General features: G+C 31.6%; 6 protein-coding genes. All 6 read right to left on the minus strand.

All coding sequences use genetic code 11. The annotated features are described in order from the left end of the window. Positions 1-113: 113 nt before the first annotated feature. The 6 genes from ACXIHB_RS03330 to ACXIHB_RS03355 are packed head-to-tail and all read right to left on the minus strand — an operon-like array spanning position 114 to position 17402. Positions 114-956 (minus strand): hypothetical protein, encoded by an 843-nt coding sequence (locus ACXIHB_RS03330; RefSeq protein WP_462098896.1) that lies wholly within the window; start codon positions 954-956, stop codon positions 114-116. 1 nt (position 957) lies between these two features. Further along, positions 958-7896, minus strand: coding sequence for a DNA/RNA non-specific endonuclease (locus tag ACXIHB_RS03335; protein WP_462098897.1), 6939 nt, complete (start codon positions 7894-7896; stop codon positions 958-960). A 10-nt stretch (positions 7897-7906) separates the two neighbouring features. Then, entirely contained in the window at positions 7907-9259 is a 1353-nt protein-coding gene (locus ACXIHB_RS03340; protein WP_462098898.1) for a PKD domain-containing protein, read from the minus strand. Then, a complete protein-coding gene (locus ACXIHB_RS03345) occupies positions 9259-14217 on the minus strand; it encodes a hypothetical protein (protein ID WP_462098899.1) in 4959 nt (1652 codons plus the stop codon). The genes ACXIHB_RS03340 and ACXIHB_RS03345 overlap by 1 nt, the downstream gene beginning before the upstream one ends. Before the next feature lie 6 nt (positions 14218-14223). Beyond that, positions 14224-15612 carry a hypothetical protein gene (locus ACXIHB_RS03350; protein WP_462098900.1) on the minus strand — a complete coding sequence of 463 codons (1389 nt, stop codon included), beginning with the start codon at positions 15610-15612 and terminating at the stop codon, positions 14224-14226. Beyond that, on the minus strand, positions 15594-17402 hold the full coding sequence (locus tag ACXIHB_RS03355) for a hypothetical protein (RefSeq protein WP_462098901.1): 1809 nt from the start codon (positions 17400-17402) through the stop codon (positions 15594-15596). The genes ACXIHB_RS03350 and ACXIHB_RS03355 overlap by 19 nt, the downstream gene beginning before the upstream one ends.

The raw sequence follows: 17402 nt of genomic DNA on the forward strand, positions 1-17402 counted from the left end.
AGTTTTTATCAACGAAAACCACCTTACCTAACTTTATAATTTTGTTGACATATTTTTTATTATTTTCTTAATTTATACTCGTACGACAGATTAACAAATCTATGCTATTGGGTTTAAGACCATAATTTTTTTAGTTTAGACCAAATGCTATTAGTGTTACTATTTTGTGTTTTAGCAATATTCCAACCATTATTTTTATAGGTTGTTTGCATCTTTTTTAAAGCTTCTTGTGATTCTAAAGAATACTCTATATACTCTTGCTCTTTACCCAAAGGGATAACTAATTCAGGAGCGGTTACAATAATCTTATTCCATGGCTTCCAATATTCTTTTAACTCGCCATGTGTTAGTGCATAATGTGTTAAGATTGCTTCAATAAAATACTCTTGTAGCTCTAATGGAAGAATACGTTTTTCTCCTTGTAATGATAGCTCTATTTTATAATATACTTCTTTGGCTTCTATATTTATTATAAAAGTAAACAAACCACTATCCCAAGATTTTTCATGGTCACAAACCGCTCCTTCTTCATCATATATAGGTGTACGTAAATTATTGGCTATTTCATAATCATAAATCTGCGTACGTATATCCTCATAAACATAATTTGAAAAAATTAGGGCGCTTTCTTGTTTACTCTTTTTTATCCTTTCTTCATTCATGCTATATTCAACAGAAAAATCATCTTTAACAATGCGAATAAGAACTTCGTTAAAATCTCTTTCTTTTTTTCCTTGCAAATAATCATCGAAAACTTCATCTAAAACAGGTCCAATCTCAAAAACGTCTGTAACAAATACAAACTCTTGTTGATCAAAATAGTATCTAACAGAATCACCACATCCCCCATCATCAAATAAAACTATTTTCCAAACTATAACATCCCATAGTCTATCTTTCAATTGATTTTTAATATAGTCTATTAAAATCGTGTAATCATCTTTCTTTAAATTCATATTAATATGGATTTGGTATTTTTCTAAATTTTTCCGGTATTTCAACAGGTGTTCCATTTTGAGATATTTTAACACGAAATATCGTTGGTCTACTGGGTCTGTTAGCGTCTCCGAAAACGGGGAGTACTTCAAATTTAAATGTATCTCCTGGATTCGCATCTTTTAAACTTTTTAAATATATCTCCATTTTTCTCCAAGTTCCAGGGTCTAAGTTTTGGTTATAATTTTTATTTTGTGGAAAATAATTTATCTGCTCTACAGGTCCTCCACTTTCAGCACTTGCCATATGCCCTCCATCATCTGGTGGTGAACCAATATTCCCGTCTTTTATGTTTTTGGCCTTTTGTTGAGAATTTTCATAACGTCTGGTTGGAACATCATATCTAACATTATTATCGGTTATTTTACGAACTCTTCCTAAGGCATCTGTTTCAAAAATAAAACGACCATTATCTACCTCATATCTAAAATCTTTCATTAAAGGAGGATCTACATCTAGTAAATAATTAATTTTTCTTGTATTTGCAACATCTCCAGGACCACCAGTGGCTTTCATAAATAATTTACCATCTTGTTTTTTTGCAAATTCTGCCCATACTTTAGGGTTTCCATCAATATCTTCTACAAACATAATGGTCTCTCCTACTTTTTTAATCTTCCAATTAGCTGGCACTCTACTTTTCTCTAACATTATAATAAACTCATCAAATCTAGATTGCCCCAATACAGCTAATAAATCTGCTTTAGTTGCTTTAGACAGCGCTTTTACATAGTTTTTAAATAGTGTTACAGACTCACCTGAACCTGTTGCTGTAGCTATGTTTAAATCATCTACTACACCATCTGTTTTTGCTACTTTCCAGTTATTTGTCTCTATCACTCCATTTTCATAAATTTTAACATCGCCTGTAGAGTGTATAATTTCTCTACCTAAAGATTGGCTAATTTCAATTGCAGAATTACTATCATTACATGACAATAAACGAATTGTTTTCGTTGGATCTGCGTCTTTTAATTTGTCTGCTAATTGAACCGCATCAATAGTTTCCTCTACACCATTTAAAATTATTGTAAATTTTCCTGGTTCTTTAACAGAAGCGTGTATAACTATATCTAAATATTTACCTGACTTGTTAGTTATAAGTGATTTATTTAAAATTTTAATTTCTGACTCTACTAAGTTTACAACATCATCAGATATTCTATTAAAATCTAATATTTCTCCGTTAGAAGAAACACTAAACAGCATTCTTCTTAAGCTTGAGTATATCTTTTTTACCTTATCTGAAGGTACACCGCTTTCAACAAGGTTATCATATTTAATAGCGATATCTGCTATTTTATTTCTTAATGTCTTTATATATGCTACTCTATCGGTCTCCTTTAGTGCTTTAAAAGCTGCAGCTATTTTGGTAAGGTCGAACTCTACCTTAACGTTATCTAAGTTTTTTGCATTTTTAACAAAAGATCTAAAAGCATCTGTCCCAGATTCTAAAGTCTTAGTTGCACTTATTCTTAATTTTGCTAGTCCTTTTGGTATAGTTGCTACGGCAGCCGGTAGATTTGCTAATCCCCAAGCCATGTTAGCTATCTCGAGACCATCTACAAAGTCATCCCCAAAAATTTTCTTCATTTCATCTCCTTGAATGGCGATTAATGCATCTGTTGATGCGAAGAAAATTTCGGCTCCAAGAACCGCTAAAGAAGCTCCTCCCGTTCCTACCGCTGCTGCAGCTGATGTTACCACTACTACTACATCTCCTCCTACACGTAGTACAGTACTTAACTGCTGTGAATCGATATAACCATCCATCCATGCTAAATAGAATGCTGGAATAGCTAATATATCTCCTTTATTATATGTTAGTGTTTCACTTACTTTTACATCTTCTAAAAGCTCAATAAAAACATAATCAAAAGGTTTGAAAGTCCTTGCTAAAATATCCTTATTCTTACCGTCTGAATCCTTTATATTAATAGTAACACTAATTAATTTGTTGTCTATTATCGCTTCAGCTTCTAATTTGTAATCATTTAATCCATCAGTTCCATTAAAAAATGAAGCTCTTGTCATTGGCACATAATTCCCCTTTATTATATCAATACCATCTACTTTAGAACTCAGATACTTCTGCTTTTCGTCTTTATAGTCAATTAAATCATCAGGGAACACACTTTCTGCCAATTCTCCTGCGATAATAAAGTTTTTTCCTAATGAAGTAACAAAATTCTCAAATCGTTCATTATCTCCATCGATTGCTGCCCACCAATCACGACTTTTAAGTACATTCCAAATTTTGAAAAATAACTCATATTCATCCTTCTTAAATTCTTCAACAAATTCTCTCGCTTGACTACTAGACATATCACTAAACATAGCCGAAATTATATCTTCTTTATCTGAAGAGAACCAGAACCAGTTCCATGTTTTACCTTTAGAAATAGCATGATTAATTATGTCTATTCTATCTTGAACTGTACCTTCAGTCGCTTCTGAAATTAATTTTGAATATGTTTCTGATAATTTAAATAGATAATTTATTGAACCACTAAGTGCTTCAGCACATTTAATAAATAATTCATGCTTATTATTGGATAACTTACCATAAATAAAGTCTTTATCCTCTTGAGTACTTATACCATTTAAAATCCCCACTAAAAGTTCTTCAAATGAGTTTTCTTCACTTGAAAAAGCATCTGGATTATCAAGTAGCCAGTTAACTAGAACTATTTTATCTGTTATATTACCCTCTTCATCAATAAGTTTAGAAAAGCCTTCAATAGTTCTTTTTAAAAGTTCTTCTGCCTTACTATGGGGAGGATGTTCTCCTATAGATTTTACAAATTGTAAAAATTTCTCAAAATTATTCTCTGATAAATAGGTGTAAAATTTCTGTTTGTCACTTGGAAATTTAGTGAACAAGAATGATTTAAAAATCTTATTCCAATATCCATTACCTACAAATTCAGTATTACTTAAGTTAATGTCTTCAAATAAGTATATAAGATCCTGTGAGGCTCCTTTTTCTGCTATTAACGTTATTAAAGTTTGATAAGTGTCATTCCAAATTTTACTACTATACCTTTGCTTACGTAGACTATTATGGTAATCTTTAAATAGCTTGAAGTTATTCTCTTGAAGAGATTTAAAATAATACTCTCTTTCTACTACTTTAATATCCTTATTAAAAATTTGGTTGATGTTATCTTCTGATACTAAATGAGCTGATTTAGGATCATTCATTATAGGGTCATCACCTTGAAATTGGATTAATAACTTTATTAAATCAACTCTTACATCTACTGTACTACTATTATTATGCATGAATAGTAGAACTTCTAAGAAGTTTTTAAGACTATCTTTTCCAAACCAATAGAAAGAAGAATCTTCTATTCTATATAGTAAATTTATATAAATTTTATTATCATTTTCTTTAAGTACATCAAAGAATTCTTCATAATTAGATGACTCAATTACAGTCATTAATCTTAAAATAGCTATTTCTTTTTCCTCTTTTATCTCCTCTGAAACAGCTAATTTTTTGAATATTTTGATAATTTCATCATCTTCAAATAATCTTAAAGAACTTAAACAATTATTATTTATAATATCAACTATTTCATTTTCAGTTGCTGAATCGTTTGAAAAAAAAATTTTTATCTTATCAAATCCTTCCTGCACTGTTTTTGAATTGGCACAAGGAGAGCTTGAATCTTTTTCTAATATGTCAGCTAATAAATTCGCCGAATTACATGAAGAATCAGGTTTATTATAAGAATATAGTTTCCATTTAGGGTTTTGTTTCTTAACTTCTTCTTTTACTTTATCTACAACATCTGCAATAGAATTAAATGACTCTTTTTCCCATTGAATTTCAGTTACATTATATGTACAATTATCACGAGAAACTTTGATTCTTGCTAAACCTTTATTTGTTGTTTTTATATTATAAGGGATTGTTTTTCCTTCATTAGTAACATAACTGACTTTATTACCTTCAATTTTTGCGTAATAAGTATCAAATATTTCATCATTATCTTTATTAAGATATACTTTATACCCATACCTTAAATAAGGATACTTCTTATCAATTATTCCTACTACTTTTATTTTACTCTCATCATATTCCACAAGAGTGATAATATTCCCCATTAAATCTATACCGTCATTAGCTCTGTTTTCCCCTGCTTCATCTCCTTGGAACCAATATAACTGAATACCCGGAGCATGTAGTTTTTGCCAATCCATATGGCTAAAGGCAGTACCTGTACCATAACTCATTAAGTAATGGTTTTCATTACGAGTTTCTTCAGCATCGTACTGATCAAACGGGTGCTTTAACCCAAAAATACCATGTCCTAATTCGTGTGCCGCGATACGCCCTGCATCTTGTTGAGTAAATACAAAACCAAACTGACGCTTTAATGGCATAAAGCCATCTAAATCTTTAGATAAAGTTATTTTCTCTTTATCTAAAAAGAACATATAGTATTGGTTCTTGGCTATGGTTCTTCCATTTTTAAAAGTGCTTATAATATTTTTTTCTCCTTCAGTATAGTTAGATAACATATCGCTATCACCAACATCCAAATTAACTAGACCAAGATTGATACTTTCTGTTTTAATATTGAAATGTATACCTGCTTTATTGTATATTTCGTTAATTCTATCTCCTACATTACTAACTGAAGCGCCATCTACAGAAACTAAGGTTAAATTAATTGTTTGTTGTTGGGCATGCCATACATTTAGTTTTCCTGCAACCGTAAATTTCCCTGTAGAGTCTTTAGGTTTTACCGTAGCTAAAATTTCTTCTTTCGCAAACTCAAACTTTCTTTGTAATTCTAAAGTAGCTTCACTATTAGATGACCATTTGGCTTCTATTTTAGAGCCTTCTTTAGTTTTAAAAACAATATCATCTTTAGTCTTTCCATTACTAAAGTTTACAGTAGCTTTTATAATATCTGTTTTATGCTCTGGTAAGTCGCTCAACAACTTATATAAAACTGAATAGTCTTCATTATCATGTGTCTTAATAAATTTATATTCACTCTTATATTTATCTGACTTAATATGGTCTTGATAAGTATCCGTTCCGTAATATCCTGATGGAGTAAATGTTACTCGAACATCTTTAGAAGAAATTTGCTTTACATTTCCAGCATTTGAAATTCCTTCTGTATTATCAGCTGATGGAGCGCCTCCTTCAGCAGCTTTACCCTCGGTTACTTTACCATCTTCGTGTACTGTCCATTGATCTCCATTTTTATCTGTGATTGTAACAGGTTTTCCTGTTTCAATTGGTATTGCATCTCCTACTTCAGGTATAATTACTACGTTTCCCTTTTCATCAACTTTTACATCCTTTATATCTGTATTGGTTGCATCAAAATTTTCTATATTTCCTCTATCTCCACCAATGTCATCTATAATTTCATCAGTATCTATAATCCCTCCCCATTCAGGATCATAATCAGTTTCTACAACCCCTTCTATAAGCTCATAACTACTATTTACTTGAACGTTGTCAAATACGACCTTTATACGTGTATACTTACCGATATTAACTTCACCTCCTGTGGCTATGTTTGCCGCATCAATCATTTCTTTCAGGTTCTCCAAAAAAGGTAGCGTAATATACCCCCAACCGCTAAACGTTCCATTACTTCCACTTACCTCACGAGTGGTTACTGGAAAATCTCCTGCTGTAAAGGTTTCATTAAGTCCTAGTTTTGGTAACGGTTCTTTGTTTGTTATATTAATTTGAGGCATTAAACCACAGTTGTAATAAGCAGCTTCATCATTACTTGGTGTCGTAAACTCTTGAATGTTAGAATAGGCAAACCCTGATAACTGGGTACATTCTCCTCCTACACGAAACTCATATACGGTAGCGGGTTCTAAATTGCGTATTTTACCTTCATTAGTATAGCTATTTACTTCAAACCAATCATCATCTCCAAACCCCTTTTTACGATATTGAATTCTATAACGTAAATGTTCAGAACTTTGCCAGTTTATTTGCACTGACTCTGCTGTTAACGCTTGTGAAATAACAAAGCTTGGTGGTTGACAATCTTCTAAGTATTTAAACCAAAAAATTTCACTTTTTCCGTCATTTTTAAACACTGAGGTTTCATTAATTCCGTCACTTACAAAAGCACGAACTTGCCATCCGTAAATTTTCCCCGATAGTAATTGAGGAGCTTCGGACCCTACCAGTAATGTTGTACTATAGGTAGTTGTTTGATAAAAAGGAACTGATGCTAAAAAGTTAGCTTGTGGATTTTGTACATCCCACAATTCTTTTAATGTAAATTCATATTGTACGTTACTAGCATTACTATGGCGAGGAGTCCAAGTAAATAATACATTTTGAGGATTCGTTGCATTTACAATATTATCTTTAAACGGTAAGTTTAAGATTGGTGGATCGTTTTGTAATAAGTATACGGTAGTACAACTTTTTGATGATAGTTTTCTGTTCGTAAAATAGTCGTACACTTCAAAACAAAAATCATATCCTCCATTTGGCAACGGTGCATTATACTGCCCTGGTGTGATTCCTACTAAATTATTTAATTGAAAATAGGCTTGTAAGTCTAAATTCGATAACCTTAAATTTATTCCTCCATCTAAATATATAGGAGTTTCTCCTGCAATTACATCTTGTGTAGTTATAGAAAGCCCCTGTCCTTCTATATACATTTTTAAACGTATCCTACGCCCTACTTCATTTACATCGGTTAATAAAATGTTTGTGTATAATTTTTCACTCGTTGTTGTAGCATAGTCTGACATTTTTAAACTATACGGAGGTATCAACTGTGGAGTAACTTGTACTGGATAGGTTTGAGAATATAGTACTGTACTTATTAATACAGTAAACAACAACATTACCTTTTTGAATATATTACTATCGTTTAAATTGATTTTCATCTACTTTTTCTTATTTAGCTTCTTTCTGAACTTTTATATCAACTATTATGTATGAGTTTGTACCGTCTTTTACAAACTGCTTTATTTTTATCGCTCCTTTTCGGTTATCTGAAGTTTTAAAAGGAATGATTCTTGGCACTATCGTATTATCAAACTCTTTTAGTCCTTCATCTGTTTCATCTACTGTTAAGGTTACTAATAGTTGATCATTTACCATAGAGTCAAATTCAGATACAGATAAATGAGTGCTACAATTACACGATTCTTGCTTGTTTATTAATTGAGTATTTTGAGCATTAGGTATTAATGAAAAAGCAACCGTTGATGCTTGATCTGGACTCACAAATTTGTTATATGAAAAGGTTTCGCTTAAACCGAAGAAAACAAGATCTATATCCTTTCCTGTCTCATTAGTAACTTCACTCTTCGTATATACTTTTCTTGTTTTGGTTGAAAAAAAAGCTCCAATAGCATTCTCTTTATGAGCTGTGTTAATTCCTAATTTTACATTTTCTAAACTTCTTAAATTGGTGTTTTCATATACAGTTATTGTTTTTGAAAACACTTTCTCTTGTTTTCCATTACTTGCTTTTAGCTGTAATGTATGAGTTCCTGGTGTTTGAATTTCTATTTCTGGATTTTCTTCTAAGCTACTTGTTATATTGGCGCCTTCAAACGTCCAATTGTAATTAGTTGCACTGATACTTTTATTAGTTAATGTAACTTTTACTGGAACTTGATAATCATCGTCTTCAAAAGCAACTGAATATTCAAAATTGGCTGTTAGATAAGGTGCAACTTCTATTGTTTTTTCTTGAGTATAACTTTCCTCTCCATTACTTACTTTTAAAATTATCGTATGCTCTCCCGGAGTTGTAAAAGTTATGTTTTCTGGGTATTCTTTTGATGATGTCTCAGGTGTTCCTCCTTGAAAAAACCAGTCAAAAGAAGTAGCTCCTTTTGTTTTATTGGTTAGTTTTACTTCAACTGGTGAGTAATTATTTTCTAACACTTCTACATCAAAATCAATAAGAACTGTTGGTTTTACTGTTACTTTTTGAGTTTTCACATCTATACTACTATCTCTATTAGAAGCTTCTAAGGTGATAAGATATTCTCCTTCTGTATTGTAGGTTATAATACCAGGATTTTTACTTGACGAACTACTAGGATCACCTCCTTCAAATGTCCATTTATAGGTATCAGCTCCTTCTGTATCATTGAGGATTTTTACTTTTACAGGCACAGTATAATCTTGATTAACTATTTCTGTATTAAAGTCAACAATTACAGGTAAGGCTACTTCATTTACACAAGCACATATACCTAATAGCGTTATTATAAAAAATAAACTCTTTCTCATTACTCAACAATTACTTTTTGTATTCTTTTTGCTTTTGGAGTTTCTAATAGTAATACATATACCCCTGCTGATACATTCATATCATACAATACTTCATATTTTTTTTGTCCTTTTAGCAATTTGTCGGCTACTACAGAGTTTGCTCCTAAACTAAAAAGACGTAAAGAAATTTCTGATTCCTTTTCTAGTTCTACATCAACAGTAAACTTTCCTTTATTAGGGTTTGAATAGACTACAAACTCTTTTACAAATGGATTCTTCGTTTCTTCAATATCTGTAAGATCTATTGCCTTTAAAACATTCACTGTTTTGGTTGCTACTTTTTTACAATTTCCTTCATTTGAAATTAGAGATATATCGTAATTTCCTGGAGCAGGAAAACGTAAAACTAGACCTTCATCCGTTTTTTGGACTATTGTTACATTTGAAGGTATATTCCACTCTACCTTTTCACTTATTGGATTAGACACGTTAATTAGTACTATATCTTCTCCTACAAATGCTTGAGAGGTTAAAATTAATTGTGCATCTATCTCTACATTTGACTTATGTATTATAATTTCTTTTGAGACTTTACAACCATCTTTAGTAGTAATTGTTAATGTATAAATCCCTTCTTCTGACAATAACACTACACTTTCATTGCTTGTAAAACCATTTGTTGAAGTCCATTCATATTTAGATGTTCCAACCATAGTTACATCATACTCTATAGTTTCACCATAACAAAGGGTTACTTCACTTGGAACAACATCAAGCATTAACTCTTCTGCATTTTTAACTAAAATTTCTTTTGTTGCTTGACAACCCTTTTGGTCAGTAACTGTAACTATGTACGTTCCTGCGCATAATCCAGTTACATTACTTCCTTTTTGTCCAGTATTCCATGTCACACTATATGGAGCAATACCTCCTTCAATATTTAAGTCTATTTCTCCTGTACAACTGTTATAACAAATAACATCTTTTACAGTTTCTGTAATTGTTAATGAGCTTGCTTTTTCTACTGTAAAACTGCCTGTAGTTTGACAATCATTTGCATCTGTAACTAAAACGAAATAACTTCCTGCTGCTACATCAGTAATTTCTGCTGTTGTTTGTCCAGAACTCCATGAATAAGAATATGGTGATGTTCCTCCTTCAACATTTAAACTTATTACTCCGTCATTATTACCAAAACAAGTTACGTTTGACACATCACCTGCAACTTCTAGTACCTCAGGCTGTACTACTGTGAAAACTTCACTAGTATCTTCAATTCCTTTTAAATCGGTTACTTTTACAAAATATCTTCCTGTAGGTAAATTATAAATAACTTGAGAGTTTCCGACACTATTTCCTGTTACAGCATTAAACCATACATAACTATTTCCTCCAACACCACCTGTTGCTACCGCTTTTAATACTGCCGATATGTCTCCATTACATTTTATCGTTTCTACTTGTTCAATTGCAACTATTAATGGATCTGGTTCATCTAAATTATAAACTTCATTTAACTCACAGCCCTTGGCATCTACTACTGTTAAATAATACTTTCCTGTAGGTACATTATTTATTGATGTAGTATTACTTATACTATTAGTTGCTTGATCTTTCCATTCATATGTAAACGGTGCTACCCCACCTTCAATATCTACTGATATACTCCCATCTGATAACCCTGCTCCTCTAGGTTCTTCAAAAGTTGTTACTAATACTCTGTATACACTCGGTTGCGTTATGGTAATTACTTCTTGTAATTCACATCCATTTTCATCTTTTACAGTTACAGTATAAACCCCTGCTGATAAAGTAGTAACATCTTCAATTATTTCACCATTACTCCATTCATAATTATACACTCCTGTACCTCCAGTAACAGAAATATCAATGCTTCCATCATTACCATTGTAACAGGTTACTTCTGTTTTTGTGAAAGTGATTGCAAGAGGTGGATTTTCTGTTAACTCTTGCTCTTTGTAAGTTGTATTTCCATTAGAGTCGGTAACTACCAATCTATATGTTCCCACTAAAGCTGTTAAAGAAGCTTCTGTAGCTATAACTTTGGTTAAATCACTACTATTATACCATTGATAATTATAGTCTTCACCTGATAATACATATCCTCCAATTACTGTTGAACCAATCGTTCCTGTTTCTCCATTACAAGCTATTGGTTTTGTAACTGCTAAGTTTAGTTCTAATTTGTCAGGTTGAATAAGTGTAAATTCTTTTTCTACTGAACAGTTGTTAGCATCAAGAATGGTCATGACATAAATAGCTGCGTCCAATCCTGTTGGATTGCTTAGATTACTGATAACTGTTGTATTTCCTTTTACTCTTAATTCATAGATATAAGGAGCAGTTCCTCCTGATACTTCTTCAATATTAATTTCTCCGTTTGCCGTTTCAAAACCAGTTAAGTTTTTTTGAGAATCTGTAACTATCGTTAAAGGTGCAGCTGGTTGATTTATTGTAATTGTTCTTTCTATTGGTGGATTTGGACAGTTATTGGTATCTGTAATTACCACTTTATACTCTCCGGTACTAAGATTTAATATGTTTTTTTCTGTTCCTATTACAGTACTATTTCCAACTTTATACCATTTATAAATGTAAGTATCTGTACCTCCAATTACATCTACATCTATACTTCCTGTTGAATCTCCATAACAAGCAACATGATTTACAGTAACATTACTAATTTCAACTTTAGTTGGATTTACTACCGTTCCTTCACTATACGACTTTATACCATTACTATCTGTTATTTCTACACCATAATCTCCTGCAGGTAAACTTCCAATAGTATTATTAGTAGCCCCGGAAATAAATACTTTTTCTCCACTACTACCTACTTCATACCAATGATATGTATAAGGAGAAACTCCTCCCGTAGCAGCAACTTCCAATTTACCATCAGTATCTCCATTACAATACAACTCTCCATCATCTGGAATGAATATAGTTCCTACAATTTTATCAGGCTGAGTGAGTGTTTGATATAACTCATCCGTACATCCTTTGGCATCTTTTACCAATACTCTGTATGTACCATCTCCAATATTTGAAATGTTTAGAGAAGTTCCTACAACGCTTCCTGCTTCATTAAACCATTGATAAGAGTATGGCAAAGTTCCTCCAGATGTAGAAATATTGATACTTCCATCCTCACTTCTAAAAGCTAATGGCTCTTGGTGACTTACATAAGAAACACTTAAACTTTCCGAAGGTTCAGTTACAGCATATGTTTTTTCTAAAGTACAGTCATTTGCATCCGTTATAGTTACCGTATATGAACCAATTGATAATCCTGATAAATCTCTTGTTGTTTCTCCGTTTGACCATTGATATCTGTAAGGTGAAGTTCCTCCTTCAACTGCTAAAGTTATTACCCCATCGTTACCTCCTTTACAAGATACGTCTTGTATTGTTTCTGTAACTGATAAAGCTGCCATAGGCTGTGAAATGATTATGCTTTTTGAATACCCATCTTCCACAACATTACCATTATAAACTACTGTTACATATACTCTGTATTCTCCTGCTGGTAAATTATCTATTATAGAAGCTGCTCCTGATATTGAACCCCATGAAGTGCCGGCTTTTTTTTCCCATTCATACGTATAAGTTGAACTAGCTCCTCCCGAAACATTAGCGTCAACGCTTCCTGTAGTATCTCCAAAACATTTTACATGTGTTATAATAGGATCAATTTTTAATTGGTCAGGTTCTGTTAGTGTGATATCAAGATCATTTGAACATCCATTAGAATCAGTTACAATTACATTATAAGTTCCTGCTCTTAATTTTGAAATATTTTGAGAAGTTCCTACCTTAACTCCCCCTTCATTATACCATTCGTAAGATGTGTATGGTAAAGTTCCTCCTGAAACTAAAACATTGATAAAACCATTGCTTGCTCCATAAGAGGTCGGATTACCATCACTTTCTTTTTGTATGTTAATTCCTGTTGCTGGTTGTATAACTTTTTGGGTAGTTACTGGCGTTTTACATCCATTTTTATCTTCTATTTGAATTGTATACGTTTTTGCTGATAAGTTGGCTATTGTTTTAGTTACATTAAACTCACTTGTTAATAAATTACCATCTAAGCGTACCTTGTATGGTGGTGTACCTCCAACTGGAATAACGCTGATTGTACCTTCGTTTTTACCAAAACATTTTACAGGTGTTGATGAAATATTAGCTGAAGGTAATTGTAACGTTTCTGGTTGGTTTAATGTTACTTCAGACTTTTTACTGATATAAGCATCGCTAACTTTTACAATATATTTTTGAGATAGTGTACTAATCCTTAAGCCTGAAAATGTTACCGTTTGGTTTGTTGTACTTGAATATGTTATCTTTTTGGATGCTAAAACTGTGTTACTTCCCTTTTTAAATAACTCAACAGTATACATCCCATTCGTAGGAGATACTCCTCCTTTTATAAAAGCAGAAACCATTCCTTCTTCCCCATTACATTTTATATGGTTAGCCGATGTATTTATAGTTAAAGCTTTAGGGTTTCTTAGTGTAACCGTTTTTATAACCCTATTACAATCATTACCTGTATCCTTATATTTATCGTCTCTTAATTCAACTTTATAAACACCGAAACTCAATTTATCTACAAGTTCCTGACCTTCTGATATAGTTATTATTCCATCTGCTGATTTTGAAGTTAAATCTATTAACGTCCCATTTTTATACACTAAATAAGTATAATTTTTATTAGACCACCCTCCAGAAGGTATAATTTGAATTTCTCCTATACTAGTATTGTGTTCCTTGATTTCTTGTACTATTTTTAAGGTTAAATTTAAACCTGCTTCAGGACCTTCGATAGTTATTGGAATAACTTTATCTTCAGGTTCTTCCTGTGCCCATAAATTAATACCTAATAACAAAAAAAGAACTAGAAGCACTTTTTTTTCCAACTTAGTTACATTTAATAAACTATTTTTTTTCATACAACTTTATTTTGCTAAACAATCTTCACTGTCTTTTACTTTTATTTTATACTTTCCTTTTCCTAACCCACTTATTATTGTAGTGGTTCCTGATAAACTTGTCCAACCTCTTTCTACAATCTCTGTGGTTCCTTCTATTTTATATAGTATGTAGAAATATAATCTTCCTGTTTCTCCACTAGTAACTTCTACTTGGATTTTACCATCACCTGCCTCAAAACAACTTTCATCATTTACCCTTTTAGCTGTAAAATCAACATTTGTTGCTTTTTCAATCGTAAAGTTTGGTGTTTTTACCAACGTATACCAAAATGGATCTGTTGCTTTTGGCTTAGGTGGTGTAGTTGCTTTACTCAATACTTGATACCTAAAATAATAACTACCTGCATCAATATCTTTTGGCCAGTTAAATCCAAAAAAGCCTCCTCCTAAATCTTTTAATACTAAAACTGTTGTATCTGTTAAACTAAGTTGCTTTGTACTATATTGGTCTATTAATATATCTCCATTAACGGTACCTTTCTTAAATAAGGCTACTGCTAGTTGTTCTGTAGAGTTTATATTGTTGCTTAGTTTCACACTTACTTTTCCATCTGATTTATAAGAACATGTGGTATTACTTAAGTTATAATATGACTCAAAGTCTGGAGAGCATTCTGTTAATGTTATTGTGTATTTTTGAATAGAATAAACAACATCACTGGTAAAAGGTGCCGTAAATTTAAATTGTAACTGTAAGTTTCCTGTGAATTTGTCTCTCCAATTAGTTCCAAAAATATCTAATAAGCTTACATTTAACGGGTATCTACTTTTATAGTTTGGTAACTCTTTCCAATTACCATTTTTATCTACATATTCCCATACCAAACCTGTTACATTATGATTTTGTTCGTCAGAATATTGCTCAAATAAAACATCTCGTTCACATCTTACATCTCCTTTAACTTCATCCAATGTACTTATTTTTGGTAATAAAATAGCATGATAATTAATAGGTAAACAAGTTCTCGCTATACATTCAATGGGATCAGGTCCTGTATAATTCACATCCACTCTGTCGAAATGGTTTAGTGTTTTTTCAACTTCCTTTCCATCACAATAGGTTTGATATTGACCACAAGGCCCACTACAATGATCTCCTGGATCATCGTTATAAGCTTCTCCATAATCAACAACAACATTTAATATATCTCCACCAATATTATGGTTACCTGTATTATGAGAAATTATATACCAAGGTCTATAATCTCCAATTCTACATGTTGAAATACCGTATTTACTACTTGGAGTGTTATTAACAGGCTTTTTTAACAACACATATAACTCAGATTGAGAAAAGCCCCAATTACTCATTAATGAAAAAGCTAATAATATTATTATTCTTTTGCTAAGCATTTTTTACTATCTCTTATTTTTATTTTATATATTCCTTTTCCTAGTCCTCCTATAACTACTTCTTTTACATTTTTATTAGAAGGATTAAAAGGAATCCAATCAGTACTTTCATTCAATTCATATTCATACCCTTCTCCTGTTCCTCCACTTACATTATAAACTCTTATTTTACCATCTCCTGAGTTAAAACAGTTTTCATCGTTAAGTTTTTTAGCATCGAACTGTACATTGGTTGCTGTTGGAATTAGAAATAAACTTTCATTCTCTTCTGCTCTATTCCAACTGGGATCTTTATCATCTAATTCACTATCTATACTTAAGGTTTGATACTTAATTTTATATTCATTACCTGGCTCTAAATATAGATATGTACCTTTCCATGTATAACTATAAGTTCCGTTTAAATTATCTTGTAATGTAGTTGTATCTTCTTGACTGTATAAGTGGTATGTAGTTGTACCTATTTCTCTAAAACGAACTGATAAAAATAGTTTTTCGTTATTCAATTGCCTATTAAAAGTAACCTTAACTCTACCATCTTTACTATAACTACAAGTAGTTTTTATAGGAGTAGGTTCTTGCGTTAGTTTTGGTGAACAACCAAATATTGTAAAATTCACTAAATCAGAATACAAATAAGGGTTACTCGAATAATCACCTGAATTGTAGTATTTAATCCTCAAACTTACTCCACCCCCTATTTCAACTCCTTCTAATTTACTATAGTCTAAATCAAAATAACTCTCTCTCCTTGCATAAGGTAAATAAGTTTTAAAATTACCTCCTTTTGAATATTCAACAGCATAACTAGATTCTTCATTACAATCGTTTACATAAACTCTAAAAGGTTCGCAGTCTTTCAATTCTGGGCTCTTCCCATCTGAACCAAAGTTTGGTTTGTTAAGTTCTATATCTCCCAACTTAGCATAAATTCTATAAAAGTTAAAATAATTTATCTTTGTTGTACCGCACCAAGGGAACAAATATTTATGACTCAAACACCCATTTTCTCTATTTATGGTTGTGTTTTGCTCTGTATCTATACTATAGAAATCTCCAAATTCATTCACTTGACCTTCACACATTAGCATTGAACTAGTCCTGAAATATATATTCATCTTACCATTTAATGTAGTTAAAGGTTCCATGAAACGAACAATACTGTCATACTTTGTATTTGTTAAGGGGTCAGGAGTAAACTCCATAACTCTTCCTGTATAAACTCTCTTACTCTCTTTATCTCCCTTTAAATAAAGAGAATATGTACCAGAATAATTATCGTACTCCATATGAGTATTCAAAGACTCATTATACAAATCTATATCATACTCAATTTTGTAGTTGTAGTTTTTTTCTACTTTTAAAACTTCGTAATTAAATTTAACTCTTGTCTTTGCATCACCTCCATTATGAGTCCCTTCAATTAAATCTGAATTTTTATAACTTAGAGATGTTAAGTTAAGTTTAGATGTATCACCATTACACCCTACATCTCCCCATTTTTTTTCATGAATAAATGTATAAAAGTGAATGTTTTTAATTTTTTTTACAAAAAAATGCTCTAATAGAACATCTGCTTTAAATGATTTTGGATAAGCCGTATATATTTTTCTTTTTGTACCATCCTCAAATATAACTTCTATATACAATTCGTTTGTTCCACATCTACTATCACTCGACCAAGCATAAAAATCATAGTTGGTGATTCTCAATTGATAATTATACTGTTGAGAATAACTAAAAAGACTAATTAGTAAGCATGTAACACTTAATAGTAATTTTCTTTTCAT

The organism is Tenacibaculum sp. IMCC1 (genome assembly GCF_054906355.1).

Coding starts and splice junctions, on each gene's coding strand:
- ACXIHB_RS03330 (WP_462098896.1), bottom strand. CDS start 956: ATGAATTTAAAGAAAGATGATTACACGATTTTAATAGACTATATTAAA.
- ACXIHB_RS03335 (WP_462098897.1), bottom strand. CDS start 7,896: ATGAAAATCAATTTAAACGATAGTAATATATTCAAAAAGGTAATGTTG.
- ACXIHB_RS03340 (WP_462098898.1), bottom strand. CDS start 9,259: ATGAGAAAGAGTTTATTTTTTATAATAACGCTATTAGGTATATGTGCT.
- ACXIHB_RS03345 (WP_462098899.1), bottom strand. CDS start 14,217: ATGAAAAAAAATAGTTTATTAAATGTAACTAAGTTGGAAAAAAAAGTG.
- ACXIHB_RS03350 (WP_462098900.1), bottom strand. CDS start 15,612: ATGCTTAGCAAAAGAATAATAATATTATTAGCTTTTTCATTAATGAGT.
- ACXIHB_RS03355 (WP_462098901.1), bottom strand. CDS start 17,402: ATGAAAAGAAAATTACTATTAAGTGTTACATGCTTACTAATTAGTCTT.